Below are 21,527 nucleotides of genomic sequence, written 5' to 3' on the forward strand. Positions count from 1 at the left end.
ACGCCGCAGGGGCGCACCGCGGCGGGCGCCGCCACGCGGGCCGGCCGACGATGAAGGACGTGGCCGCACAGGCCGGTGTCGGCCTCAAGACCGTCTCCCGTGTCGTCAACGGCGAGGCGGGGGTCTCCCAGGACACCGAGCAGCGGGTGCAGGAGGCCATCACCTCGCTCGGCTTCCGGCGCAACGACAGTGCCCGCGTGCTGCGCAAGGGGACCACGGCCAGCATCGGCCTGGTGCTGGAGGACCTCGCCGACCCGTTCTACTCGCCGCTCAGCCGGGCGGTGGAGGAAGTCGCCCGTGCGCACGGGGCGCTGCTGATCAACGGGTCCAGCGCGGAGGACCCGGAGCGGGAGCAGGAACTCGCGCTGGCGCTGTGCGCCCGCCGCGTCGACGGCCTGGTGATCGTCCCGGCCAGTGACGACCACCGCTATCTCGCCCCCGAGATCGCCGCGGGTGTCGCCACCGTCTTCGTCGACCGGCCCCCGGGGCGGATAGCCGCGGACCTGGTGCTCTCCGACAACTTCGAGGGCGCACGCGAGGGCGTCGCCCATCTGGTCGCCCACGGGCACCGGCGGATCGGGTACATCGGGGACCGGCCCGGGATCCACACCGCGGAGGAGCGGCTGCGCGGCTACCGGGCCGCAATGGCCGAGGCGGGGCTGCCGGTGGCGGAGTCCTGGGTGGCACCCGGCCGCACGGACGCCGACCGGGTACGGTCCGACGCGGTCCGGATGCTGGAGGGCGGCCGCGGCGGCGAGCCGGTGACCGCGTTCTTCTCGGGCAACAACCGGGTGACGGTCACGCTCGTGCGGGTGCTGGCCGCGCCCGAGCGGCGGGAGCGGCCGGTGGCGCTGGTGGGGTTCGACGACTTCGAACTGGCCGATCTGCTCTCGCCGCCGGTCACGGTCGTCGCCCAGGACCCGGCCGACCTCGGCCGCAGTGCGGCCGAACTGCTCTTCAGGCGGCTGGACGGCGCCGACGACGAGCCCCGTACGGTCTCCCGCCCGACGACGCTGATCGTCCGGGGCTCGGGCGAGATCCCGCCGAGCGGCTGAGCGCGGCCGGGCGGAACGGCGGCGCACCGGCCGCCCGGAGCCCGCGGCGCACCCTTCGGCACGCGTCCGCACCCGCCCGCACCCACCGCCTCAACCGGCACGGACGGGGCCGCCGGTGTCCCCAACTCCCGTGCTTAAGTGGGTACATGGCTGACAAGACCCCGGAAGGGACCCCCGCGGCGGCACCCGCAGGGCCGTCCGCTCCCGCCACGCTCACCGCGGCGCCCGGTTACCAGGTGCGGCGCCTGTATCAGGCGTATCTCGCGGGGTGGTTGCGGACGGTCGGCCCGACGCTGACCGGTCCGCAGTTCGCCGTCCTGACCACAGTGGGGGTCAGCCCCGGCTGCGACCAGAGTTCGCTGGCCTCCGCCGTCGCCCTGGACACCTCCACCATGGCGGACCTCGCCCGGCGCCTGGAGGACCGTGGTCTGCTGGAGCGGCGGACCGCGGCGGCGGACGGCCGCCGCAAGCTGCTCTTCCTCACGGCGGAGGGTGAACGGACGCTCCGCGAGGCCGACGGACGGGCGCGGGAGCTCAACGAGCGGCTCCTGGCTCCCTATGAGCCCGCGGACCGCGAGCGGCTGCTGCGCGAACTGACCGCGCTGGCGGACGACTGGGAGCGGCTGAGCACCGGCATCTGAACAGCGGGCACGCCGCACGGCCGGTCCCGGGACAACGGACGGGGTGGCCGGCGCCGACCGACCCCGAGCGGCCCCGAGCGGCACGACCCGGAGTCCGCGGACACTCCCGGCCCGCGGGCCGAGGCAGCCCTTCCGGCCGCGCAGCAGCGCACGGCCGCGGCACCGGGCCCACGCACCGGGCCCACGCACCGGTCCCGGGCCGCCATGCGGGCCCGGGCGGCCGCGCGAGACCTGGGCGGCCGCCCGGAGAACGGGCGGGCTCAGCGCCCCGCGAGGCGGTCGAGCCCGGAACGGTCGAGCCCGGAGACCGCGGTGACCTCGGCCGTGTCGAGCGCGCCGCAGTCGAGGCCGCGCAGCAGGTAGCCGCTGAGCGCGCGGGCGGTCGCCGGCTCGTCCATCACCTCACCCCCGGCCTGTGCGACATAGGCGGCCAGCCGCTCGCCGGCCCGCCGCATGCCCTCGCGGTAGAAGGCGTAGACGGCGGCGTAGCGGGTGGGCAGGTGGCCGGGGTGCATGTCCCAGCCCTGGTAGTAGGCGCGCGACAGCGAGCGCCTGACCAGGGAGTGGTGCAGCCGCCAGGCGTCGTGCACCTGTTCCTGGCCGCCGGTGGGGATGACGTTGGTGGAGCCGTCGGAGAGCCGGACCCCGGTTCCCGCCGCGGCGACCTGCATGACGGCCTTGGCGTGGTCGGCCGCCGGGTGGTCCATGGCCTGGTAGGCGGCGGAGACTCCGCACGAGGCGCTGTAGTCGAAGGTGCCGTAGTGCAGCGAGGTGGCGCGGCCCTCGGCGGCGTCGATCAGCCGGGCGACGGTGGCCCGGCCGTCCGCGCCGAGGATCGACTGCGTGGTCTCGATCTGGATCTCGAACCCGATGCGGCCCGGCGCCAGACCGCGGGCCTGCTCGAACTCCGCGCACAGCCGGGCCATCGCGGTGACCTGCTCGGGGTAGGTCACCTTGGGCAGCGTCAGCACCAGTCCGCCGGGCAGCCCGCCCGCCTCCATGAGACCGGTCAGGAACAGGTCGAGGGTGCGGATCCCGCGGTCGCGGACGGCTGCCTCCATGCACTTCATCCGGATGCCCGCGCAGGCGGGAGCGGGTCCCGGGGCGCCTTCGGCGAAGGTGTCGGCGATCAGTGCGGCGGCCCGGACGGCGGCGGTGTCCTCCTCGTCGTCGGGCCGGACACCGTAGCCGTCCTCGAAGTCGATGCGCAGGTCCTCCACGGGCTCCCGGCGCAGCTTGTCCTGGATCCGCGTGTGGACCGGCCCGGCCAGCGCCTCGTCCATGCCGAGGACCCGGGCGAGGGAAGCGGCGTCCGGCGCGTGCGCGTCGAGGAGTGCCCGGGCGGACTCGCCCCATTCCCGTACGGTGCCGGGCGTAACGGTGTCGGCGGGGACATAGACGGTGTGCACCGGCTGCCGGGTGCTCGGCTCCCCCGGGTAGCGGCGGGCGAGTTCGGCGTCCACCGGCTCCAGCAGCCGGGACACCCCTTCCAGTACGCCGCTGCCCAAGCTGGTCCCGGCGGTCCCGCCCTGCGCCATCTGTACTCCCTCTCCCGTACTCCGACCCGATATCAACAAAACGTTGAAGTCGGTGCCGTGACGCTAATGGCGGCCTGACCAGCCAGTCAAGGGTTCCCCGTGGACGGGCGCGACGGAGTGGGCACGGGAGGCGGGGAACGGCTCCGACCACGGTTTCCGGTCGTCGTGAAACACGACGATCAGGCCATCCGGGCGGCACGCGCGCCCGGGCCAGGGGTATTGCCGCAGGCCGCGGGGGCGAGAAGGCGTCACTTTACGCCACTGATTCAATGCGAAACGTTACCGAAACAAGAAGGGTCGATGTGCTTTGTTCACGCGGACTCGGCAAACTCACTTTCGCCGATAGATCCGGCACTTACCTCAAAGCGGAAGGAAGCACACAATGCGGAAGACCGCACCCTGGCGCACCGTCCTCACCACGGCGGCTGCTGTCACGGGCGCCGTCAGCGCCCTCGCGCTCACGGCAGCACCCGCCGAGGCCGCGCCTGCCAAGGCCACCTCGCTGTACGCCCCCTCGGCCCTGGTGCTCACCATCGCGGACGGCGAGAGCGCCGCGACCACGGCACCCCAGCGTGCCGTCACCCTGAACTGCATGCCGGCGCCGTCCGGCAGCCACCCCGCCGCGCAGGACGCGTGCGCCCGACTGCGGGCCTCCGGCGGGAACTTCGACGCCCTGGCGGAAGGCGGCGAGCAGACCTTCTGCACCAAGGAATGGCGGCCCATCGTGGTGACCGCCCAGGGCGTGTGGCAGGGCGAGCGCGTCAACTACGAGCGCACCTTCGCCAACGCCTGCCAGAAGCGCGTCGAGGGCAGCTCCGTCTTCGCCTTCTGACCGACGCCCCGGAAGCCGCCGACGGAGCCCACCCGGCTCCCTGGAGGCGGCGCGGGATGAACACACTGAGCCCCGCACCGGACCGGTGCGGGGCTCAGCCGTCGAGCTGCCGGGGAGTCAGCCCTTGCGGGCCTTGATCTCCTCGGTGAGCTGGGGGACGACCTGGAAGAGGTCGCCGACGACGCCGTAGTCGACCAGGTCGAAGATCGGGGCCTCGGAGTCCTTGTTGATGGCCACGATCGTCTTCGAGGTCTGCATACCGGCGCGGTGCTGGATCGCACCGGAGATACCGGTGGCGATGTAGAGCTGCGGCGAGACGCTCTTGCCGGTCTGGCCCACCTGGTGGGAGTGCGGGTACCAGCCGGCGTCGACCGCGGCGCGGGAGGCGCCCACCGCGGCGCCCAGCGAGTCGGCCAGGCCCTCGATCAGCGGGAAGTTCTCGGCGCCGTTGAGGCCGCGGCCGCCGGAGACCACGATCGCGGCCTCGGTCAGCTCGGGGCGGCCGGTGGACTCGCGCGGGGTGCGCGAGGTGACCTTGGTGCCGGTGGCGGTGTCACCGAAGCCGACCGCCAGCTCCTCGACCGCGCCGGCGGCGGGAGCCGCCTCCGGGGTGGCCGAGTTGGGCTTGACGGTGATGACCGGAGTGCCCCTGGTGATCCGGGACTTGGTGGTGAAGGCCGCGGCGAAGACCGACTGCGTGGTCACCGGGCCCTCGTCACCGGCCTCCAGGTCGACCGCGTCGGTGACGATGCCGGAGCCGAGGCGGACCGCGAGCCGCGCCGCGATCTCCTTGCCCTCCGCGGAGGAGGGCACCAGCACGGCAGCCGGCGAGACGGCGTCGTAGGCCGCCTGCAGCGCGTCCACCTTCGGGACGACGAGGTAGTCGGCGAACTCGGGCGCGTCGGCGGCCAGCACCCGGGTGGCGCCGTACTCGCCGAGCGTCTTGGCGGCGTCCGCGGCGTTCGGGCCGAGGTGCACGGCGACCGGTTCGCCCAGCCGGCGGGCGAGGGTCAGCAGTTCGAGGGTGGGCTTGCGGACGGCGCCGTCCACGTGGTCGACGTAGACAAGGACTTCAGCCATGGGGTGCTCTCCTGCGGAAGATCAGAGGGAGGTCGATGGGACGAGGGTGCGGCCGGTTCCGGGCGGAGCCGCCGCCGCGGCCGGGCCGCCTCAGACGAACTTGCGCTCCGCGAGGAACGCGGCGAGCTGCTTGCCGCCCTCGCCCTCGTCGTCGACGACGGTGCCCGCGGCACGCGGGGGACGCTCGGCCACGTCCTCGACCTTGGTCCAGGCGCCTTCCAGGCCGACCTCTTCGGCCTCGATGTCCAGATCGTCGAGGTCCAGCGACTCGACGGGCTTCTTCTTGGCGGCCATGATCCCCTTGAAGGAGGGGTAGCGCGCCTCGCCGGACTGGTCGGTGACGGAGGCGACCGCCGGGAGCGGGGCCTCGAGCTGCTCGGTGGCGGTGTCGCCGTCGCGGCGCCCGGTCACCTTGCCGTCCGCCACGGAGACCTCGGACAGCAGCGTCACCTGCGGCACGCCCAGCCGCTCGGCCAGCATGGCGGGCAGCACGCCCATCGTGCCGTCGGTGGAGGCCATGCCGCAGACGACCAGGTCGTAGCCGGTCTTCTCGATGGCCTTGGCAAGGACGTAGGAGGTGCCCAGCGCGTCGGTGCCGTGCAGGTCGTCGTCCTCGACGTGCACGGCCTTGTCCGCGCCCATGGACAGCGCCTTGCGCAGGGCGTCCTTGGCGTCCTCCGGGCCCACGGTGAGCACGGTGATCTCCGCGTCGTCGACCCCGTCCGAGTCGGCGATCTGCAGCGCCTGCTCGACCGCGTACTCGTCCAGCTCGGAGAGCAGGCCGTCGACCGACTCACGGTCGGTGGTCCGGTCCTCCGCGAAGTGCCGGTCACCGGTGGCGTCGGGCACGTACTTCACACAGACAACGATCCTCAAGCTCACGCCGGCTCTCCTACTGCTTCGACTCACGGGTTCCGGTCCGGTGGGACCGGGCGTCCGTCCACAATATTACTCGTCAGTACATCCAGCACGTTCCCCGTTCTCAAGACCGTCGAACTGTGACGTTGCCAACCGTCGCCGACGGAGAGCGGGAACAGCCCAACTCCATCACGCAGGACGGTGCGAAGCGAGTGCCCCGGGGCAGGATCTCGATCACTCCGGATCCGCGGCGGCCGGGGACGGGTCGACGGCGGCACCCAGCGCCGCGATGACGTCCGCCTTGCGCGGCTGCCCCGTCGCCCGCTTGACGATCCGCCCGCCGGCGTCGAGGACGAACACCGTGGGTGTGCCGGTCACCCCCAGCTCGCGCACGAGCGCCAGGTGGTCCTCGGCGTCGACCTCGACGTGCGCGACGCCCTCGACCATGGCGGCCACCTCGGCGAGCGTGCGGCGGGTGGCGCGGCAGGGCTGGCAGAAGGCGCTGGAGAACTGCACGAGAGTGGCCCGCTCCCCCAGCCGCGACCCGGCACCGATCAGCTCGGCGCTCAACCGCTCCACCCGCTCCACCACGAGGGCCCTCCGTTCTGTGACTCCTGCGATTCCCGCGATTCCCGCGATTCCCGCGTGCATACGGACAAGTCTGCCGCGAGGGTAGCCAGGAGCAACGCTTTGGGGAACGATCTGCCGGAGTCGGAAGTTACGCCCCCGTAAGTACCGGCATCCCGAGACGAAGGGTTCCCCCGACGTGGCAGATCTCCTCTACCCGCCGGTGATCGGTGCGGCACGAGCGTGGTTCAAAGCTCTCGACCTGCGCTTCGACATCCGCGGCACCGAACATGTGCCCTCCCGCGGCGGCGCCGTACTGGTGAGCAACCACATCAGCTACCTGGACTTCCTCTTCACCGGCCTCGCGGCACGTCCCGCAAAGCGGCTGGTGCGGTTCATGGCCAAGGAGTCGGTCTTCCGGCACAAGGTCTCCGGACCGCTGATGCGCGCGATGAAGCACATACCGGTGGACCGCTCGCGGGGCGAGAACGCCTACGAGCACGCACTGCAGGCGCTGCGGTCCGGCGAGGTCGTGGGCGTCTTCCCGGAGGCGACCATCTCCCCTTCCTTCACGCTGAAGGACTTCAAGACCGGCGCGGCCCGGCTGGCGCAGGACGCCCGGGTACCGCTCGTCCCGATGGCGCTGTGGGGCACCCAGCGGTTGTGGACCAAGGGCCACAAGCGGGACTTCGGCCGCAACCACTTCCCCGTCGGCATCCGGGTCGGCGAGCCGATCGAGGCGGAACGGCACGAGTCGGCGCGCGGCGTCACCGAGCGGCTGCGCGAGCGGATGCAGGAACTGCTGGAGACGGCGCAGCGCGCCTACCCGGCCACGCCCCGGACGGCCGACGACGCCTGGTGGCTGCCGGCCCACCTCGGCGGCAGCGCACCCACACCCGCGCAGGCCCGCACGCAGTGACCGGGTGACCGGCCCAGCGCAACCGGATCTGCCCGATGCGCCGGCGGCGGGCCGGGTACCGGCTGCAGCGGGCCCGGTGCCCCTCCCCGTCGTCCCGGGCGGCGTCCGCGAGCAGCGGCAGCAGCGGCGGGGCCGTCGCCGGCACCCCGTCCGGCGTCCCCGTCCGGCAGCGCGCCGAGCCGCTCCAGAAGAGCACCGCTGCCTCGCCCTGGGCCATCCCGCGCAGCCCGGCGGCGCCCTCCTCGGGGGAGGCCATGCCGCAGACGACCAGGTCCTGGCCGGTCCTCTCGGGCCGCGCACGGGGTGGGCGCGCCCCGCACTCGGGCGCGCCCACCCCCGGCTACTGCGTTCGTGCGGACGGGCCGGGCCGCGGGGCGGCCTCCCCCACCTGCGCCGTGTCGGCCTCAGCCCGCAGCGCGGGGCCGGTGGCCCTCGCCGCGTCCGCCGCCGCATGGGGCCCCGAGCGGGTCTGCCGGGCTCGGTCGAGGAGGATGAGCGGTACGGCGGCCGCGGCGAGGGCGGCCCCGATCAGGCAGACCGACGGGAGAGCGGCGCCGCGGGCGAGCGAGGCGGCCGCGAGGACGGGGGTGATGCTGATGCCCAGTTGGAAGGCCGAAACGGTGGTGGCCCCGGCGAGGGTCGGCGCCTCTGCCGCGATGGCGAAGACCCGTCCGTAGAGAGCGGGATTCAGGACGAACGCGGCGATGCCGGCCAGGAAGACCGTGGGCACCACCGCCCACACCCGGTGGATCGCGGCGACCATCACGACCGACAGGAGCACGGTCGCCGAAGCGCCGGTGAGGAGCGCCAGGTGCGGGCGCCGGTCGGAGACACGGCCGCCGATGGACAGACCGACGAAGGCTCCGAGTCCGAACAGCGCCAGGACCCCCGGGACGGCCGCCTCGGAGAGAGCGGTGATCTCCTCGAGCATCGCCGCCAGGTAGTTGAACGTGATCATGTAGGCCGCAGTGGTGAGGATCGTGATCCCGTAGATGCCCCACAGCGCCGGTCTCCGCATCGTGGCGAGCTCGCGCGGCACGCTCGGCCCGGCGGACCGCTCGGTGCGCGGAGCGGCGGCGGGAAGTCCGGACAGGCAGCCGAGGATCCCCGCTGCCGTCAGGGCCACGACGGCCCAGAAGCCGCCGCGCCACTCGGTGAAGTGGCTGAGCAGTGTGCCCGCCGGACCGCCGGCGACCATGGCCACACTCAGCCCGCTGACCACGACTCCGGAGGCGCGGGCGTTGCGGTCCGGCGTCACCAGGCTGATCGCGGTGGCCGACGCGACGGCGAAGTAGCCCGCGTAGGCGATGCCCGAGATCACCCTGGTGACCAGCAGGACCCGGTAGTCTCCCAGCAGCCCGACGGCGACACAGGCGGCGAAGACGCCCTGGGTCACCACCAGCGCGGTGCGGCGGGGCCAGTGCAGACTGAGCACGGCGAACGGTGGCCCGCCGACCACCACACCGAGTGCGAACGCGGTGATCAGGAACCCGGCCGAGGAGAGCGTGATGTCCAGGTCCTCGGCCACGGCCGGCAGCACACCGGCCATCAGGAACTCCGCGCTTCCCATCGCGAACAGGCTGAACCCCAGCAGGTACACGCCGACAGGCAGCCGGTCGGGGCGGCTGGTGCGGGAGGTCTCCGCGGTGCCCGCCATCAGAGCGCACCTCCCGGGTGGGATCGCTCGCCGCGGACCGCGGCGGACAGCTCCCGTTCGAGCAGCCAGGCACTCATGGTGATGGCGGTGGTCGAGCCCGCCCCCGCGGCGGCGACGACCTGCGCCCGGGGGTTGACCACGTTCCCGGCCGCCCAGACCCCGGGGATGTCCGTGGCGCCCTGCGCGTCGACGGCGACGAGTCCGCTCACCGGGTCCCTGCCCGCTCCCAGCATGGTCAGGGTCGCGTCGTGCGGCGCGGGGCGGGGCGCCACGAAGATCGCCTCGCACCCGAGGGACTCACCGTTGTCCAACTCGATCGCGACCGGGCTCCCGTCCGGGGCACCGGCGGGTGCCCCGACCCGTGTGACGCGCCCGTCGACCAGGCGCACCCCGTACGCCGTGAGGCGCTGCCGTTCGGCGGCGCCGACCTCGATGCCGTTGACGCAGAACGTCACCGTCGGGCTGTAGCGGCGCAGCAGCGCGGCCAGATGTACCGACACCGCCGCCATCGGGCTGCCGAGCACGGCGAGGGAGCGTCCCCGTACTTCGTAGCCGTGGCAGTGGGGGCAGTGGTGCACCTGGGATGCCCACCGCTCGGACAGTCCGGGGATGTCGGGCAGTTCGTCGGTCAGCCCGGTGGCGACCAGCACCGACCGGGTGCGCACCGCGTGCTCGTCCCCGAGCCGCAGCTCGAACGTCCCGTCGGGGGCGCGCCGCGCCCCGGCCACCGATGCCCGCAGGAGCGTCCCGCCGTACCGGCCGAACTCGCTCTGCCCGGTCGCGACGAACTCTCCCGGCGCCATGCCGTCCCGGGTCGGATACCCGTGCATGTGCTCGGCCGGCCCGTTGCGGGGAGCGCCGCCGTCGACGACCAGCGTCGCGAACCGCGCCCGTGCGAGCACGATCCCGGCCGCCAGCCCGGCGGCCCCGCCGCCGATGACGACGGCGTCCCATGTGCTTCCTGCAGCGGTTGCTGCGTCCATTTCGGATCACCTCCACCGACAGAATCGGGAGGCCGTTCCGTTTTCGACAAAGTCTCTTGCCGATTCCGGGACACATTGAGTTGACTGCGTCCATGGACCAGCAACCGAGCGTCGGCGCCGTGATCGAGCAGATCGCTCCCCGGCTGCGACGCGCCCGCCAGAAGAAGGGCGTCAGCCTGGCCGACCTGGCGCGCGCCACCGGTATCTCGACGAGCACGCTGTCGCGGCTGGAGTCGGCGCAGCGCAAGCCGAGCCTCGAACTGCTCCTGCCGATCACCGGAGCGCTCGGCATCCCGCTGGACGAGGTCGTGGTCGCACCCCGGATACTCGACCCGCGGGTGCCGCAGCAGCCCACCAAGAAGGACGGCCGGGTGCTGATCCCGCTCTCGCGGCAGCAGGGGGAACCCCGCGCCTACAAGATGACCATTCCCGCGCACGACGATCAGCCCCATCTGCGGACCCACGCGGGCCACGAGTGGCTCTACGTGCTCCGCGGGCAGCTCCGCGTCCGGCTGGGCGACCAGGACTTCGTCGCGGGAGCCGGTGAAGCGGCCGAGTTCGACTGCCGGATTCCGCACTGGTTCGGCGCGGCCGGACGCGGCGACGTCGAAGTGCTGAGCCTCTTCGGAAAGCAGGGCGAGCGCATCCACCTCCGCACCCCGCGACGCTGACGCGGGAGCCTGCCGTGCGTCCGCCGGACGGCGCTCGCAGACGGGAGGCCGACCGGCCGGAGGCGAGGCCGCCGGCGGGCCGGCCGCGGACGCGCCCGGCTCCGGCGGGGCCGGTGGGTCGGCCCCGCCGCCCGGCCGATGCGGCTAGAGCGCCGTGTCCAGCAACTGCCACAGCCGGGCCGGACCCGTGGCCTGCCGCAGCGCCCGCACCACCACCGGGTGCGGCTCGGCGTAGAGCACGGGGTAGTCGCACTCCCCCTTCTCCGGCCACACCGGAAAGGCGAGTTGTTCGCGGTCCAGCCTGAACTGGGCGTTCACTCCCGGCTTGTTGCCCCGCGCGTCCTGCCGCACCCAGTGCCGCGAGCCCGGGAGCCGCACCGCGATCAGCCCGTGGAGGACGTTCAGCTTCTGATAGCAGAACCCCGCGGGGACGCCCTCCGCACGCAGCAGGGCGACCAGGGCGTGGGACTTGGCGTGGCAGATGCCGACCCGCTGGGCGAGCACGTCCGAGGCCCGACAGGTGATCCGCCAGTCCTCGACGTCGGCGGAGTGCGGGATGGTGTCGCGGACGAATTCGTAGGCGGCACGGGCGTACGCGGCCGTGTCGCCGTCGGCGCCGGAACGCAGCCGCGCTGCCGTCTCCCGCACCAGGGGATGGGTGTGGTCGACGACGTCGTCGGCAGCGAGGTAGGCGGACTCGTCAGCGGTGACGGGAGTGAGCTTCATGCCGCGCCAGCGTACGGCGCGGTCCGCCGTAACTCAATACAATTACGACGGACCGCATAAGTATTCGGGCGGCATTCGGGGAGCCCGGTGCGCTACCGCCCCATCTCGTCGCGGAGCGCGGCCAGGAAACCGTCCACGTCCTGCTCGGTGGTGTCGAACGAGCACATCCAGCGCACCTCGCCCACCGCCTCGTCCCAGAAGTAGAAGCGGTAGCGCTTCTGCAGGCGTTCGCTCACCTCGTGCGGCAGCCGCGCGAAGACGGCGTTCGCCTGCACCGGATAGCGGATCTCCACACCGGCCACCTCCCGCACACCCGCCGCCAGGCGCTGGGCCATCGCATTGGAGTGCCGTGCGTTGCGCAGCCACAGGTCGCCCGAGAGCAGGGCCTCCAACTGCACCGATATGAAGCGCATCTTGGAGGCGAGCTGCATCGACAGCTTGCGCAGATGCTTCATATGGCGGACCGCGTCCGGGTTCAGCACCACGACGGCCTCGCCGAAGAGCATGCCGTTCTTGGTGCCGCCGAAGGAGAGGATGTCCACGCCCGCCGCGTTGGTGAACGCGCGCATCGGGACGTCCAGCGCCGCCGCCGCGTTGGCGATCCGCGCCCCGTCGAGGTGGACGAGCATGCCCCGCTCGTGCGCGTGGTCGCACAGGGCGCGGATCTCCTCCACCGTGTAGAGCGTGCCCAGTTCGGTGTTCTGGGCGAAGGAGACCACCTGCGGCATGGCCCGGTGCTCGTCGTCCCAGCCGAACGCCTCCCGGTCGATCAGCTCCGGCGTCAGCTTGCCGTCCGGCGTGGGCACGGTGAGCAGCTTGAGGCCGCCGACCCGCTCGGGCGCCCCGCATTCGTCGACGTGGATGTGCGCGGTGTCGGCGCAGATCACCGCGCCCCACCGGTCGGTCACCGCCTGCAGCGCGACGACGTTGGCACCGGTCCCGTTGAAGACCGGGAACGCCTCGGCGCGCTGCCCGAAGTGGCTGCGTACGACGGTCTGGAGGTGCTCGGTGTAGTCGTCGGCGCCGTAGGCCGACTGGTGCCCGCCGTTGGCCAGCGCCAGCGCCGCGAGGATCTCGGGGTGCGCGCCCGCGTAGTTGTCGCTGGCGAACCCGCGGATCTCCGGGTCGTGGCGGCGCTTGGCGTCGGTGCCCGGCGACTCCCCGGGGCGGCCGGGACGGTTCAGGGGTTGGGCGTCAGCCACAGGCGGGTTCCGTTCAGCTCTTCGGCGGGCTCGTTCCAGGTGTCGGCGACGGCCTTGGCGAGGTCCTCGACATCCGTGAAGCCCGCGAACTTCGCGTTCGGCCGGTCGGCCCGCATCTGGTCGTGCACCAGCGCCTTGACCACCAGGATGACAGCGGCCGCCGCCGGCCCGCTCTCGCCCCCCGCCTTGCGGAAGGAGTCGCCGAGCGCCAGTGTCCACGCCTCGGCAGCGGCCTTGGAGGCGGCGTAGGCGGCGTTGCCGGCGGTCGGCTTGCTGGCGCCCAGCGCGCTGATCAGCAGGAACCGGCCGTCACCCGCGCGTTTGAGCGCGCCCTCGAAGGCCAGGGAGGTGTGCTGGAGGGTGCGCACCAGCAGGTTGTGCAGGGTGTCCCAGTCGGACAGATCGGTCTCGGCGAACGAGGCCGAGCCGCGCCAGCCCCCGACCAGGTGCACCAGGCCGTCGATCCGGCCGAACTCCTTTTCCGTCTTGTCCGCCCAGGCCCGGGTCTCCTCCAGGCTGAGCAGGTTGACGGTGTCGCCCGTGACGGTGGCTCCCCCGTGCGCGAAGCGCGCGGCATCCACGGCCTGGGCGAGGCGCTCCGCGTCCGCGTCGCAGGCCACGACGGTGGCACCCTCCTCCGCGAGCCGCAGCAGTGTCGCCTGCCCGGCGGGGCCGGCCGCCCCGGCGACCGCGACCACCCGGCCCTGGAGGCTCCCCTCGCCGTTGCCCTCGTACCCGCGCCGTGTCGTGCTGTCCGTCATCTCCGTCGCCTCCTCGTGCTCCTGCCCACCGCTGCGCCCCTGGGGCGACCCGCTCACGCGGCGGCCCGGACCGGGCCGTGCGCGGTGATGCCCTCGGTCGATGCGATCACACTGCGGAGCTTCTTCGCGAGGGCTTCGTAGAACATGCTGAGCGGAAACTCGTCGGGCAGCACCTCGTCGACCAGCTTGCGCGGCGGAAGGGTCAGATCCAGCGCGTCCGGGCCCTTGGCCCAGGTGGAGCCGGGATGCGGGGCCAGGTAGCGGGAGACCAGCTCGTACGCCTTGAACCAGTGGACGATCTTGGGCCGGTCGATACCGGCGCGGTAGAGCTCCTCGATCTCCTCGCGCAGCGCGACGGTGACCCGGCGGGCCAGGTCCCAGTCGATGGAGAGCTTGTTGTCCCGCCAGCGCAGCGCGTCGTGCTGGTGGAGGTAGGCGAACAGGAGCTGCCCGCCGAGGCCGTCGTAGTTGCGCTGGCGCGCCCCGGTGACCGGGAAGCGGAAGAGCCGCTCCAGGATGACGGCGTACTGCACGTCCCGGCCCTGCGGCAGGCCGTCGCCCTCGAGCTTGACCGCCTCGTGGAAGGCGGTCAGGTCGCAGCGCAGCTCCTCCAGGCCGTACATCCAGAACGGCTGCCGCTGCTTGATCATGAACGGGTCGAACGGCAGGTCGCCGTGGCTGTGGGTGCGGTCGTGCACCATGTCCCACAGGACGAAGGTCTGCTGGCAGCGCTCCTGGTCGGCCAGCAGGTCCCGGGCGTCCTCGGGCAGCTCCAGGCTGGTGACCTCGCAGGCCGCCTCGACGACCCGACGGAAGCGGGCCGCCTCGCGGTCGCAGAAGATGCCGCCCCAGGTGAAGCGCTCGGGCGCCTCGCGGACGGCGATGGTCTCGGGGAAGAGCACGGCGGAGTGCGTGTCGTAGCCCGCGGTGAAGTCCTCGAAGGTGATCCCGCAGAAGAGCGGGTTGTCGTAGCGGGTGCGTTCCAGCTCGGCCAGCCAGTCGGGCCAGACCATGCGCAGGACGACCGCCTCCAGGTTCCGGTCCGGGTTGCCGTTCTGCGTGTACATGGGGAAGACGACCAGGTGCTGGAGGCCGTCGGCGCGGTTGGCCGCGGGCTGGAAGGCGAGCAGCGAGTCGAGGAAGTCGGGCACACCGAAGCCGTCGTCGGCCCAGCGGCGCAGGTCGGCCACCAGGGCGCGGTGGTAGTCGGCGTCGTGCGGCAGCAGCGGGGAGAGCTCCTGCACAGCGGCCACCACCCGGTCCAGCTCGGCCCGGACGTCCGCGCGGGCGGGAGCGCCCTCGGCGTCGAAGTCGATCGAGCCGTCCTTGGACTGGGCGGGCCGGACCGCCTCCACGGCGGCCTTGAGGACCGACCAGGCGGGGTGCACGGCCACACTTTCGGCGGCTCCGCCCGAGGACGGCGAAACACCGCCCGGTGCGGGCGCGGGCGAAAGAATTTCCGTCATGTTGACCCCTCCACAGGAGAAACTCGCGTAGGAGAACCGTATCCGGGCGGGCGTCCGCACTCAAGGGGAGGAAGCAGAAGAATATCCTGCACAAGCCCCGGGTAGGCCGTCATTTTTCCGGTGCAGTGCCGATGACACCGCTGCCTTTCCCACCTTTCCCAGTTCCCTCCGCTCCGTACGGTATGCGGGGCGCGCCCGGAGCAGTGCCTGCGGGGCGGGCCGCTAGGGTGGCGGCCACCGCCGTCCCCGCCGAAAGCGAGAGCGCCGTGCCACTGCTCACCGTCGGACACCGCGGAGTGATGGGCGTCGAGCCCGAGAACACGCTGCGCTCCTTCGTCCGCGCCGAACGCGAAGGGCTCGACGTCCTCGAACTCGACCTGCATCTGAGCAGCGACGGCGAACTGGTGGTGATGCACGACGCGGACGTGGACCGCACGACCGACGGCAGCGGGCCGATCGGCGGCCTCACCCTGGCCGAGCTGCGCCGGCTGGACGCGGGGCGGGGCGAGCGGGTACCGGTCTTCGACGAGGTCGTGGACGCGGTGTCCAGCCCGCTGCAGGCCGAGATCAAGGACCGGGCGGCGGCACGGGTGCTCGCCGAGACGATCAGCAAGCGGGACCTGCACGACCGGGTGACCGTCATCTCCTTCCACGCCGAGGCGCTGCGCGAGACCCGCGAGCACCTGCCGGAGATGCCGCTGGTGCTGGTGGCCGGGCGCTCCTCGCCGACGGCCCCGGAGCGCGCCCGGGAGCTGGGCGCGGGGATGGTCTCGCTGGAGCTGCGGCACCTGGAGGCGGACATCGTCGAGCGGGCGCATGCCGCCGGGATCCGGGTGATCAGCTGGACCGTCAACACCGAGGCGGAGCTGGCCCGCGCCCGCGAGCTGGGGCTGGACGGCGTCGTCACCGATCTGCCCGCGATCGGGCAGGCGGCCCGGCGTCCGCTCGGCCACGGAGCGCACCGGGATCCGGCACCCGAGAGCACCGCCTCCTGAGCTCGCGGCCCGCAGCCGGTCCGGGCCGGCCCGGACCGGCTGCGGGCCCGCCAGGATTCACCCCAGCGGCTTGACCAGCAGTTCGAAGGCCAGGTCGGGCCGCTGCGGCAGACCGAAGCGCTCGTCACCGTAGGGGAAGGGACTCAGCTCGCCGGTGCGCCGGTAGCCGCGCCGCTCGTACCAGGCGATCAGCTCCTCGCGCTGCCGGATCACCTGCATCCGCATCCGCTCGACGCCCCACTCGGCCCCGACCGTCCGCTCCGCCTCGGCCAGGACCGCGCGGCCGACGCCGCCGCCCTGCAGCAGCGGACTGACCGCGAACATGCCGAAGTACGCCTCCGCACCGCGGTGTTCGAGCTGGCAGCAGGCGACGAGAGCGCCGTCCCGCTCGACGACCAGCAGGATGCTCTTCGGGTCGCGGACGACCGCGGCGACGCCCTCCGGGTCGGTGCGCTGTCCTTCGAGCAGGTCGGCCTCGGTGGTCCAGCCCGCCCGGCTCGTCTCGCCCCGGTAGGCGGACTCCACGAGTGCGGTCAGAGCCGGGATGTCCGCCTCGGCGGCGCGGCGGAAGGTCAGGGGCAGCTCGCCCCGCTGCGCGGTGTCGCTCATGCCTGCCGACCCTATCCGGAGCACCGCGGAACTAGAGTGCGGGCATGGTGCATGTACTGAGCAGCCGGGTACTGCTGCGGCCCACCGACCCGGACAGGTCGCGGGCCTTCTACGGGCGGACGCTCGGCCTGGAGATCGCCCGCGAGTTCGGCACCGGACCGGAGCGGGGCACCGTCTACTTCCTGGGCGGCGGCTTTCTGGAGGTCTCCGGGCGCAGCACGGAGACCTCCAGAAAGCCGCCGCCCACCCTCCAGCTCTGGCTCCAGGTCGCCGACGCGGCAGCCGCGCACGAGGAGCTGCGCGCGGCGGGCGCGGAGATCCTGCGCCCGCCCGTCCAGGAGCCGTGGGGCCTGATCGAGATGTGGATCGCCGACCCGGACGGGCACCGGCTGGTCCTGGTGCAGATTCCGGCCGACCACCCGCTGCGCTACCGGCCCGGTATCTGACCGCTCAGGAGCCGCGCCCCGGCCCGGCGGACGGCAGCAGCCCGGCGAGCACCGCGACTCCCTCCGCGACGGCCGAGGGGGTGGCGGCGGCGTAGCCGAGGACGAGGCCGGGGCGGCCGGGGCGCTGGGTGTGCCAGGACAGCGGCTGGGTCTTGACGCCGTGCGCGAGGGCGCGGGAGGCGAGCGCGGTGTCGTCGACGCCGGGCGGGAAGGTGACCGTCAGATGCAGCCCCGCCGCGGCGCCGTGCACGCGGGCCCTGGGCAGGTGGGTGCGGAGCGCCGCGATCATCGCGTCGCGGCGGACCCGGTGGCGGCGCCGGACGAGCCGTAGCTGGCGTTCGAGGGCTCCGGACTCCATCAGCCTGGCGAGCGCGAGCTGCGGCAGGACGGCGTTGCCGAGGTCGGCGAAGCGTTTGGCGTCGGTCAGCGCCGCGCGGTGACGGGCGGGCGCCAGCAGCCAGCCGATACGGAGCGCGGGTGCCAGGAGTTTGGAGACGCTGCCCAAGTAGCAGACCCGGTCCGGCGCCAGCGCTCCCAGCGCGGCCACCGGCGCCCGGTCGTAGCGGTGTTCGGCGTCGTAGTCGTCCTCGACGACCAGACCGCCCTCGCCCGCCCAGCGGACCAGCTCGCGCCGCCGCTCGCCGCCGAGCACGACGCCGGTGGGGAACTGGTGCGCAGGCGTCAGCAGTACGGCGGACGCCCCGGAGGCGCGGAGCGCGTCGACGCGTACGCCGTCGCCGTCCACGGGCACGGGCGGGGTCTCCAGCCCCCAGCTGTGCAGATGCTGGCGCGCCCCGAGCGAGGAGGGGTCCTCGACGGCGAGCCGGTCGACTCCTCGGGCCCGCAGCACCTGCGCCACCAGACCGAGCGCCTGCGCGGTACCGGCGACGACGATGATCTCCTCGGGCGCGGCCGTGATACCGCGGTTGACGCGCAGCCATCCGGCGACCGCGCGGCGCAGCTCCGGGGCGCCGCGCGGGTCGCCGTACCCGAGGGCGCCGGAGGCCGCCTCGGCCAGCACCGCGCGCTCGGCGCGCAGCCAGGCGGTACGGGGGAACGCCGCGAGATCGGGGAGCCCCGGCGACAGGTCGATCCGCGCCGGCGCGGCGCGGAAGGTGTCGAAGACGTCGGCCTGCGGCGGGGTGTCGAACACCCCCGCGGCCGGACGGGGCCCGGCGGTCCCTGCGGGGCCGGCCGCGCCGACCGGGTCGGCCGCGCCGCGCGCGCCGTTCAGCGGGGTCGCGGCCACCACTGTGCCCGAGCGGCCGCGGCCCACCACGTGTCCGTCCTCGACCAGACGGCGGTAGGACTCGGTCACCACGCCGCGCGAGACCTTCAGGTCGGCGGCCAGGACCCGGGTGGCGGGCAGTCGGCTGCCGGTGGGCAGCCGGCCGTCGGCGATGGCGCGCCTGATCTGTCCGACCAGCCAGTCGGACAGGCCACCGCGGGGTGCCTGGTCCGCGGTGAGCTGGAGGAAGTCGGAGGCCGCCGGTGTACCGGCAGCGTTTCCGGCGCCGGGCTCCCCTGCTTCTTTGGTCCGGTCGACCGGAGATCCTTTGGCTCTGTTCACCGGCCCATTGTGCCGGGAGGGTCGGGGCATGGAGTTCCTGCTGACCGCACTCGTCGTCGTACTGACCCCGGGCACGGGGGTGCTGTTCACGATCGCCGCCGGGCTCGCGCACGGCAGGCGCACCAGCCTGGTGGCGGCCCTGGGCTGCACGCTCGGCATCCTGCCGCAGGCGCTGGCGACGCTCTGCGGCCTGGCCGCGCTGCTGCACACCAGCGCGGTGGCCTTCCAGGTCCTCAAGTACGCGGGCGCGGCCTATCTGCTGTGGATGGCGTGGGGCACGCTGCGGGACACCAGCACGCTGAGACCGCCGGACGAGCCGGGGGGCGCTCCGCGCTCGGCGTCCCGGGTGGTCGGGTCCGCCGTTCTGCTCAACTGCCTCAACCCGAAGCTGACCCTGTTCTTCCTGGCCTTCCTGCCGCAGTTCGTCCGGCAGGACGACCCGCACGCGGTGTGGCGCATGGCGGAACTCAGCGGCGTGTTCATGCTGCTGACGCTGCTGGTCTTCGCCGGCTACGGACTGGCGGCCGCGGCCATGCGCGACCACATCATCTCCCGGCCCCGGGTGGTCAGATGGCTGCGCCGCTCGTTCGCCGGGGCGTTCGCGGCGCTCGGTGCCCACCTCGCCTTCTTCTGACCGTTCCGGCGGCCGGAATCCGTCCCGCGACCGGTGACCGCACGCGCCGCGGCCGGTGACCGCACCGCGACCGGCCCCGGCGCGGCTGCGGGTCGGGGCCTGGGGCCTGGGGCCTGGGGCCTGGGGCCTGCACCACGCCCACCGCCCCTCCGCAGGACGGAGGCGGGGCCGGACAGCGGCGGGTCAGCGGATCGGCATGCCCGAGAGGGTGCGGGCGATGACCAGGCGCTGGATCTCGCTGGTGCCTTCGAATATCGAATAGATGGCCGCGTCCCGGTGCATGCGCTCGACCGGGTACTCACGGGTGTAGCCGTTGCCCCCGAGGAGCTGGACGGCCTGCGCCGTCACCTTCTTGGCCGTCTCGCTGGCGAACAGCTTGGACATGGAGCCCTCGGCGGACTCGAACCTGCGGCCCGACACCCCCATCCAGGACGCACGCCACACCAGGAGCCGGGCGGCGTCGATGCTGGTGCGCATGTCGGCGAGCTGGAAGGCGACGCCCTGGTTGTCGATGATCGGGCGGCCGAACTGCTCGCGCGTCCTGGCGTAGTCGAGCGCGACCTCGTAGGCGGCGCGCGCGGTGCCGACCGCCATGGCGCCGACGGCGGGGCGGGACGCCTCGAAGGTGGCCATGGCGGCGTTCTTGACCCGCTCGCCGCTGCCCTTCCTGGCCCGCTCGCGGGCGCGGGCGAGGCGCTCGTCGAGCTTCTCCTTTCCCCCGAGGAGGCAGTGGCCGGGTACCCGGACGCCGTCGAGGACGACTTCGGCGGTGTGGGAGGCGCGGATGCCGTGCTTCTTGAACTTCTGGCCCTGCGAGAGTCCCGCGGTGCCGGGCGGGACGATGAAGGAGGCGTGCCCCTTGGAGCCGAGTTCGGGGTCGACGCTGGCGACCACCACGTGGACGTTGGCGATGCCGCCGTTGGTCGCCCAGGTCTTGGTGCCGTGGAGCACCCACTCGTCGGTGGCCTCGTCGTACGTGGCGCGGGTGCGCATGGCGGCCACGTCGGAGCCCGCGTCCGGCTCGGACGAGCAGAAGGCGGCGACCTTCACGTCCGCGGCGTCGCCGTACATCTGCGGAACCCAGGTCCCGATCTGCTCCTCGGTGCCGTTGGCGAGCACGCCGACCGCGGCGAGGCCGGTGCCGACGATGGAGAGCGCGATGCCCGCGTCGCCCCAGAACAGCTCCTCCATCGCCATCGGGATGCCGAGGCCGGTGGGATCGAAGTACTGCTGGGCGTAGAAGTCGAGCGAGTAGAGGCCGATCTTGGCCGCCTCCTGGATGATCGGCCAGGGGGTCTCCTCGCGCTCGTCCCACTCGGCGGCCGCGGGGCGCATCACGTCGGCGGCGAATCCGTGGAGCCAGTCCCGGACTTCCTTCTGGTCGTCGTTGAGATCCAGTGCGAACTCGGTCTCGGCCATCGTCGGGGTCCTCCGCCTGTAGAGGTTCGTTACCATCGGTAATCCGCAGTCTGTTACCCGCGAGTAGGGACTGTCAACTCCCGCTCACCACCGCATCCGTGCACGTGAGGGTGTTACGTTTCGGCGCGGCAGGAGCAGCGGACAGGGGCGGGGAGAAGCACCATGGGGACTACACCGACAGACCGAGCCGACCGGAGCGACCGGGCCGACCGGGCCGACCGGGCCGACCGGGCCGAGAGCACCGGGCAGCGCCGCCGGGAACTGCTGGAGGCCGCAGAGCGGGTCGTGCTCCGCGAAGGCCCGGGGGCCTCCATGAACGCGATCGCCGCCGAGGCGGGCATCACCAAGCCCATCCTCTACCGGCACTTCGGCGACAAGGGCGGCCTCTACCGCGCGCTCGCCTCCCGGCACACCGAAGCACTGCTGACCTCGCTGCGGGCCGCGCTCGACGCACCCCGGGAGCGGCGGGAGCGCGTCGAGGCCACTCTGGACACCTATCTGGCCGCCATCGAGGCACATCCGCAGGTCTACCGGTTCCTGATGCATCCGGCCGAGGGCGGCTCGTCCGGCAGCGAGCGGGGATTCGACGTGGGGCAGCACTCCGCCCCGCTGCTGCGACAACTGGGCGAGGAACTGGGCGAGGTGATCGCCGAACGGCTCGACCTGGGCCCGGAGGGCGAGGAGCTGGCCCGGGTGTGGGGGCACGGCATCGTCGGCATGATGCACGCCGCCGGGGACTGGTGGCTGCGCGAGCAGCCCTGCGACCGGGCCCGGCTGGTGAGGCACCTGGCCGATCTGCTGTGGGGCAGGCTGGCCGCCGCAGGTGACCGGGTGGGAGGCGCCCGGTTCTGACAGCCGCGCGGCCGCCCGGCACCGGGACGGCGCCGATCCGCTCCGC

22 protein-coding genes are annotated in these 21,527 nt (G+C 73.1%); 9 read left to right on the forward strand and 13 right to left on the reverse strand.

The genetic code is table 11. The features are described from left to right. Window positions 1-50 precede the first annotated feature (50 nt). Window positions 51-1,055 (forward strand): LacI family DNA-binding transcriptional regulator, encoded by a 1,005-nt coding sequence (locus tag BMX65_RS09205; protein WP_074999823.1) that lies wholly within the window; start codon window positions 51-53, stop codon window positions 1,053-1,055. Between the two features lie 146 nt (window positions 1,056-1,201). After that, window positions 1,202-1,696, forward strand: a complete 495-nt coding sequence (locus tag BMX65_RS09210) for a MarR family winged helix-turn-helix transcriptional regulator (protein WP_074999668.1) — start codon at window positions 1,202-1,204, stop codon at window positions 1,694-1,696. 260 nt (window positions 1,697-1,956) lie between these two features. Here BMX65_RS09210 and BMX65_RS09215 read toward each other — a convergent pair whose 3' ends face one another. Continuing rightward, window positions 1,957-3,234: a DUF6986 family protein gene (locus BMX65_RS09215; RefSeq protein WP_074999669.1), complete on the reverse strand. Its 1,278-nt coding sequence runs from the start codon at window positions 3,232-3,234 to the stop codon at window positions 1,957-1,959. A gap of 382 nt (window positions 3,235-3,616) precedes the next feature. Between BMX65_RS09215 and BMX65_RS09220 the strand changes: the two genes are divergently transcribed. After that, complete coding sequence (locus BMX65_RS09220; protein ID WP_074999670.1) at window positions 3,617-4,066, forward strand: subtilase-type protease inhibitor; 450 nt, start codon at window positions 3,617-3,619, stop codon at window positions 4,064-4,066. A 117-nt stretch (window positions 4,067-4,183) separates the two neighbouring features. Here the strand turns inward: BMX65_RS09220 and BMX65_RS09225 are convergent, their stop codons facing one another. The 3 genes from BMX65_RS09225 to BMX65_RS09235 form a co-directional block, all read right to left on the reverse strand. Next, on the reverse strand, window positions 4,184-5,146 hold the full coding sequence (locus tag BMX65_RS09225) for an electron transfer flavoprotein subunit alpha/FixB family protein (protein ID WP_074999671.1): 963 nt from the start codon (window positions 5,144-5,146) through the stop codon (window positions 4,184-4,186). 90 nt (window positions 5,147-5,236) lie between these two features. Next, on the reverse strand, window positions 5,237-6,028 hold the full coding sequence (locus BMX65_RS09230) for an electron transfer flavoprotein subunit beta/FixA family protein (RefSeq protein ID WP_074999672.1): 792 nt from the start codon (window positions 6,026-6,028) through the stop codon (window positions 5,237-5,239). Between the two features lie 210 nt (window positions 6,029-6,238). Beyond that, complete coding sequence (locus BMX65_RS09235; RefSeq protein ID WP_239501892.1) at window positions 6,239-6,595, reverse strand: TlpA family protein disulfide reductase; 357 nt, start codon at window positions 6,593-6,595, stop codon at window positions 6,239-6,241. Between the two features lie 175 nt (window positions 6,596-6,770). On the opposite strand from BMX65_RS09235, the gene BMX65_RS09240 reads away from it, so the two are divergent. Continuing rightward, window positions 6,771-7,490 carry a lysophospholipid acyltransferase family protein gene (locus BMX65_RS09240; RefSeq protein ID WP_074999673.1) on the forward strand — a complete coding sequence of 240 codons (720 nt, stop codon included), beginning with the start codon at window positions 6,771-6,773 and terminating at the stop codon, window positions 7,488-7,490. A 340-nt stretch (window positions 7,491-7,830) separates the two neighbouring features. Here BMX65_RS09240 and BMX65_RS09245 read toward each other — a convergent pair whose 3' ends face one another. Further along, window positions 7,831-9,147 (reverse strand): MFS transporter, encoded by a 1,317-nt coding sequence (locus BMX65_RS09245; RefSeq protein WP_074999674.1) that lies wholly within the window; start codon window positions 9,145-9,147, stop codon window positions 7,831-7,833. Then, window positions 9,147-10,130 carry an NAD(P)/FAD-dependent oxidoreductase gene (locus tag BMX65_RS09250; RefSeq protein ID WP_074999675.1) on the reverse strand — a complete coding sequence of 328 codons (984 nt, stop codon included), beginning with the start codon at window positions 10,128-10,130 and terminating at the stop codon, window positions 9,147-9,149. Before BMX65_RS09250 ends, BMX65_RS09245 begins: the two co-directional genes overlap by 1 nt. Window positions 10,131-10,222: 92 nt before the next feature. Between BMX65_RS09250 and BMX65_RS09255 the strand changes: the two genes are divergently transcribed. After that, complete coding sequence (locus BMX65_RS09255) at window positions 10,223-10,801, forward strand: helix-turn-helix domain-containing protein (protein ID WP_074999676.1); 579 nt, start codon at window positions 10,223-10,225, stop codon at window positions 10,799-10,801. Window positions 10,802-10,945: 144 nt separating this feature from the next. Here BMX65_RS09255 and BMX65_RS09260 read toward each other — a convergent pair whose 3' ends face one another. The 4 genes from BMX65_RS09260 to BMX65_RS09275 form a co-directional block, all read right to left on the reverse strand. Beyond that, window positions 10,946-11,527, reverse strand: coding sequence for a transglutaminase-like domain-containing protein (locus BMX65_RS09260; RefSeq protein WP_074999677.1), 582 nt, complete (start codon window positions 11,525-11,527; stop codon window positions 10,946-10,948). Between the two features lie 92 nt (window positions 11,528-11,619). Beyond that, entirely contained in the window at window positions 11,620-12,729 is a 1,110-nt protein-coding gene (locus BMX65_RS09265) for a threonine aldolase family protein (protein WP_079171783.1), read from the reverse strand. Further along, the gene (locus BMX65_RS09270; RefSeq protein ID WP_019357324.1) at window positions 12,708-13,490 is read right to left on the reverse strand and encodes an SDR family NAD(P)-dependent oxidoreductase; all 783 of its coding nucleotides are present in this window, start codon (window positions 13,488-13,490) and stop codon (window positions 12,708-12,710) included. The genes BMX65_RS09265 and BMX65_RS09270 overlap by 22 nt, the downstream gene beginning before the upstream one ends. Window positions 13,491-13,543: 53 nt before the next feature. Further along, a complete protein-coding gene (locus tag BMX65_RS09275) occupies window positions 13,544-14,956 on the reverse strand; it encodes a DUF6421 family protein (protein ID WP_074999679.1) in 1,413 nt (470 codons plus the stop codon). 266 nt (window positions 14,957-15,222) lie between these two features. Here BMX65_RS09275 and BMX65_RS09280 point away from each other — a divergent pair, with 266 nt between their 5' ends. Next, complete coding sequence (locus BMX65_RS09280; RefSeq protein WP_107437447.1) at window positions 15,223-15,951, forward strand: glycerophosphodiester phosphodiesterase; 729 nt, start codon at window positions 15,223-15,225, stop codon at window positions 15,949-15,951. Between the two features lie 57 nt (window positions 15,952-16,008). Here the strand turns inward: BMX65_RS09280 and BMX65_RS09285 are convergent, their stop codons facing one another. Continuing rightward, entirely contained in the window at window positions 16,009-16,560 is a 552-nt protein-coding gene (locus BMX65_RS09285; RefSeq protein WP_107437434.1) for a GNAT family N-acetyltransferase, read from the reverse strand. 44 nt (window positions 16,561-16,604) lie between these two features. Here BMX65_RS09285 and BMX65_RS09290 point away from each other — a divergent pair, with 44 nt between their 5' ends. Next, a complete protein-coding gene (locus tag BMX65_RS09290) occupies window positions 16,605-17,006 on the forward strand; it encodes a VOC family protein (protein WP_074999680.1) in 402 nt (133 codons plus the stop codon). A 4-nt stretch (window positions 17,007-17,010) separates the two neighbouring features. Here BMX65_RS09290 and pdxR read toward each other — a convergent pair whose 3' ends face one another. After that, window positions 17,011-18,576 carry a MocR-like pyridoxine biosynthesis transcription factor PdxR gene (pdxR, locus tag BMX65_RS09295; protein WP_074999681.1) on the reverse strand — a complete coding sequence of 522 codons (1,566 nt, stop codon included), beginning with the start codon at window positions 18,574-18,576 and terminating at the stop codon, window positions 17,011-17,013. Between the two features lie 28 nt (window positions 18,577-18,604). Here pdxR and BMX65_RS09300 point away from each other — a divergent pair, with 28 nt between their 5' ends. Next, window positions 18,605-19,210 carry a LysE family translocator gene (locus BMX65_RS09300; protein ID WP_074999682.1) on the forward strand — a complete coding sequence of 202 codons (606 nt, stop codon included), beginning with the start codon at window positions 18,605-18,607 and terminating at the stop codon, window positions 19,208-19,210. Window positions 19,211-19,393: 183 nt separating this feature from the next. Here BMX65_RS09300 and BMX65_RS09305 read toward each other — a convergent pair whose 3' ends face one another. Next, complete coding sequence (locus BMX65_RS09305; RefSeq protein ID WP_074999683.1) at window positions 19,394-20,629, reverse strand: acyl-CoA dehydrogenase family protein; 1,236 nt, start codon at window positions 20,627-20,629, stop codon at window positions 19,394-19,396. Window positions 20,630-20,791: 162 nt separating this feature from the next. Here BMX65_RS09305 and BMX65_RS09310 point away from each other — a divergent pair, with 162 nt between their 5' ends. After that, window positions 20,792-21,481: a TetR/AcrR family transcriptional regulator gene (locus tag BMX65_RS09310; protein WP_074999684.1), complete on the forward strand. Its 690-nt coding sequence runs from the start codon at window positions 20,792-20,794 to the stop codon at window positions 21,479-21,481. The last annotated feature ends 46 nt before the right edge of the window (window positions 21,482-21,527 follow it).

Source organism: Streptomyces qinglanensis, assembly GCF_900111245.1.
In the GTDB taxonomy this organism is placed as follows: domain Bacteria; phylum Actinomycetota; class Actinomycetes; order Streptomycetales; family Streptomycetaceae; genus Streptomyces; species Streptomyces qinglanensis.

What these genes read in the sequence shown, in the direction of transcription:
- BMX65_RS09285 (WP_107437434.1), bottom strand. Translation starts at nt 16,560, where the DNA reads ATGAGCGACACCGCGCAGCGGGGCGAGCTGCCCCTGACCTTCCGCCGC.
- BMX65_RS09220 (WP_074999670.1), top strand. Translation starts at nt 3,617, where the DNA reads ATGCGGAAGACCGCACCCTGGCGCACCGTCCTCACCACGGCGGCTGCT.
- BMX65_RS09290 (WP_074999680.1), top strand. Translation starts at nt 16,605, where the DNA reads ATGGTGCATGTACTGAGCAGCCGGGTACTGCTGCGGCCCACCGACCCG.
- BMX65_RS09205 (WP_074999823.1), top strand. Translation starts at nt 51, where the DNA reads ATGAAGGACGTGGCCGCACAGGCCGGTGTCGGCCTCAAGACCGTCTCC.
- BMX65_RS09255 (WP_074999676.1), top strand. Translation starts at nt 10,223, where the DNA reads ATGGACCAGCAACCGAGCGTCGGCGCCGTGATCGAGCAGATCGCTCCC.
- BMX65_RS09270 (WP_019357324.1), bottom strand. Translation starts at nt 13,490, where the DNA reads ATGACGGACAGCACGACACGGCGCGGGTACGAGGGCAACGGCGAGGGG.
- BMX65_RS09215 (WP_074999669.1), bottom strand. Translation starts at nt 3,234, where the DNA reads ATGGCGCAGGGCGGGACCGCCGGGACCAGCTTGGGCAGCGGCGTACTG.
- BMX65_RS09210 (WP_074999668.1), top strand. Translation starts at nt 1,202, where the DNA reads ATGGCTGACAAGACCCCGGAAGGGACCCCCGCGGCGGCACCCGCAGGG.
- BMX65_RS09305 (WP_074999683.1), bottom strand. Translation starts at nt 20,629, where the DNA reads ATGGCCGAGACCGAGTTCGCACTGGATCTCAACGACGACCAGAAGGAA.
- BMX65_RS09275 (WP_074999679.1), bottom strand. Translation starts at nt 14,956, where the DNA reads ATGACGGAAATTCTTTCGCCCGCGCCCGCACCGGGCGGTGTTTCGCCG.
- BMX65_RS09250 (WP_074999675.1), bottom strand. Translation starts at nt 10,130, where the DNA reads ATGGACGCAGCAACCGCTGCAGGAAGCACATGGGACGCCGTCGTCATC.
- BMX65_RS09245 (WP_074999674.1), bottom strand. Translation starts at nt 9,147, where the DNA reads ATGGCGGGCACCGCGGAGACCTCCCGCACCAGCCGCCCCGACCGGCTG.
- BMX65_RS09310 (WP_074999684.1), top strand. Translation starts at nt 20,792, where the DNA reads ATGGGGACTACACCGACAGACCGAGCCGACCGGAGCGACCGGGCCGAC.
- BMX65_RS09225 (WP_074999671.1), bottom strand. Translation starts at nt 5,146, where the DNA reads ATGGCTGAAGTCCTTGTCTACGTCGACCACGTGGACGGCGCCGTCCGC.
- BMX65_RS09300 (WP_074999682.1), top strand. Translation starts at nt 18,605, where the DNA reads ATGGAGTTCCTGCTGACCGCACTCGTCGTCGTACTGACCCCGGGCACG.
- BMX65_RS09260 (WP_074999677.1), bottom strand. Translation starts at nt 11,527, where the DNA reads ATGAAGCTCACTCCCGTCACCGCTGACGAGTCCGCCTACCTCGCTGCC.